The following is a 2,237-nucleotide window of genomic DNA, read 5'->3' as shown; positions in this document are numbered from 1 at the left end:
TCCGCGTCGGTGCTGTCGTTCTTCTGCCGCTTGACGTAGGGCTTCACATAGGCCGGAGGCATCAATTGCACCGTATGCCCCAACGTCCGCAGCTCGCGGGACCAATAATGGGATGACGCGCAAGCCTCGATTCCCACCAGGCACGGCGGCAACTTCTCAAAGAAGGACAGCACGAAACGGCGCTTGAGCTGACGGCGTATGACCACCTGGCCGGCCGCATCGACGCCATGCACTTGAAAGACCGACTTCGCGATATCCAGACCAATCGTTGAAATTGACTGCATAGGCTGCTCCTCCGAATCGTGGGAGCTTCAAGCGACGCCAACTCCTTGGCACTCTCGTGCCCGTGGAGGAGCCGTCCACAGCATCATAAGCCGACGTTCACTTCCCCCAGGATTGTGCAGAGGGCTCAGGGAACGACCGGCAGGTCCAAATCGCTTGATCATTCTCTTAAGGTACCGGTTTTCCTTTCGCCGGAGAGCGTAACAAAAGTACCGGTTTTGAGGCAGGCTAAGCGGGCGGCCTCACATCGTGAAGCCATGTTGGAATTGGCGCTGTTCTTCATTCGGCATGAATCAGCGCGGTGAGAGCAACTTACAGCAGGCCGCTCACCATTGAGCCGCTCTCGGCGATTACTGCAATCACCGATGAAGCAGCCTTTGCCGCCATTGATCTTCTTGTCGTAGCCGGCACTGCGATCGCCAACGTACTTATATTCGAATGCGGCTGCGCAATTGGTATTGAAGATGAGCGCCAAACTGATGATTGCAGAAGCGGTTAAATTACAGTTCACAATCGCGTACTCCGAGTCACTCGCACTTAAGCAGGTGGAGCGCGGCTCGCAAGCGACTCATTCTATCGATTGGTTTGCTCCCTCAGGGATTCTGCATGACGAATGTGGGAACGTCTGCAACGGGTCAAAACCGGCAATACTCTGGATGAGTAGAGAATTTCCGCTCAAATCCCAAAAGCTGCTGGCGGCGGCAGCCCGTGGTGTTTGTCCAGCCAAGCCTTCACGGCCGGCCAATAGCGCCGATTCCCGAAAAAGCGCGATTTTGGAGTTCTAGCGCCGGTAACAGTGGCGCAGCAGCTTCTCTGGAACGCCGAGGCGTCGGATCATCTCCGCGTCGGTCAGAAAAAGTTTGTCCTTCTCTCGTTCGATTGTTCCAGGTGACGGAGCAGTTAAGCATCGGGTAGCTTACGAATTTAAAACGCGAGACCGGCCATGCTGCCGTCCCTAGGCCGCGCCCCCGCACGCCACTTTGTCGCGTTTCTTTATGATCGTGTAGCGGGACTCCACCGACGCCTGGCTGCGGCCCAGTGCTTTCGCAATTGTGCTGAACGACGCTCCACTCTCGCGCATCCGCAAGATCTTGGTTTCGTCCTCTGAAGTCCAACTCGCAGAACTTTTGGTTGCTGAAGTGCGGGCCATGCAAATTCCTCGATCGAGCAATGTTCTGATGTTTCCGGATATCGTGGACCTAAATGTGGCGCAGCTTGCTCACCCCTGGGGTCCGCAAGCATCAGAGCCCCCCAATGACCCAATGATATGTTGCTATCGGCCCGCCGGTTCACGCTGGCGAACCCAAATGACGAAGGCCGCAGCGATGTTCTCGCTGCGGCCCGCGCAAGGTCAAAAAGAACCGGGTAAAAAGATCTAAGTGAAATATACGCCAGCCCCGGCTTAAATTGACTATTACACAGCCTCGGTTCCGGCATCTACAAATGTGAATCGAAAGTTAACAAGGTGAGGGAAGGCCCGCCGGGGCTGGCAGAGCTGGCGGGCCCTCAACCCGAAGCACATGGCTGCGTATGTCCCCACGGCCGTCCCGAAACCAAGCCTGCACCTGCTCACTTAACGAGCAGCTAAAACAGGTCGAGGAACCTTGTCAGGTTTGGATCATTTTTGAATCGCTTCTGGCCTATCCCGTGGGTCGGAAGATCGGTGACAGCGCGGCTCCAGCTTGCCAATGTGTTATTCGGCGTACGGTTTGACCCCCGATCGGCGCCGAAGGTTGACCCCGCCCAACACGGCCCAATTCCTTGAACTATCACCGGATTGCTCATCTCGTGTGGGGGTCAATTTTGGGCTCTGACTCATATGTGGAACGGCCCGGGCTGCAAGATCTTTCTCTGGTTGAACAAGGGATGACGGTGCGGTCATATGTCCGGCCTTTGAACGCGGCACCCGGCCGCTGGCCACGATGATATCCGCGGAAGCAATCGCCCAATCAATT

General features: G+C 56.2%; 3 protein-coding genes and 1 pseudogene. 2 read left to right on the top strand and 2 right to left on the bottom strand.

Translation table 11 applies throughout. The features are described 5' to 3' along the window. A pseudogene (locus tag AB4Z51_RS44725) lies at positions 1 to 284 on the bottom strand (IS110 family transposase); the annotation flags it as partial. A gap of 299 nt (positions 285 to 583) precedes the next feature. On the opposite strand from AB4Z51_RS44725, the gene AB4Z51_RS44720 reads away from it, so the two are divergent. Next, entirely contained in the window at positions 584 to 781 is a 198-nt protein-coding gene (locus AB4Z51_RS44720; protein WP_135217336.1) for a hypothetical protein, read from the top strand. Beyond that, positions 747 to 1,067, top strand: a complete 321-nt coding sequence (locus AB4Z51_RS44715) for a hypothetical protein (RefSeq protein ID WP_441499746.1) — start codon at positions 747 to 749, stop codon at positions 1,065 to 1,067. Before AB4Z51_RS44720 ends, AB4Z51_RS44715 begins: the two co-directional genes overlap by 35 nt. Positions 1,068 to 1,975: 908 nt before the next feature. Here AB4Z51_RS44715 and AB4Z51_RS44710 read toward each other — a convergent pair. Further along, positions 1,976 to 2,237: hypothetical protein (locus AB4Z51_RS44710; protein ID WP_441499745.1), on the bottom strand; the 262-nt coding region annotated here is incomplete at its 5' end.

The organism is Bradyrhizobium sp. 2TAF36 (assembly GCF_052114925.1).
GTDB lineage: Bacteria > Pseudomonadota > Alphaproteobacteria > Rhizobiales > Xanthobacteraceae > Bradyrhizobium > Bradyrhizobium barranii.
The sequence above is the reverse complement of the archived record's forward strand: the minus strand, read 5'-3'. Positions and strand labels throughout refer to the sequence as shown.

Bases quoted from the DNA above. Each gene is read 5' to 3' on its own strand.
- AB4Z51_RS44715 (WP_441499746.1), top strand. From the start codon at position 747: ATGAGCGCCAAACTGATGATTGCAGAAGCGGTTAAATTACAGTTCACA.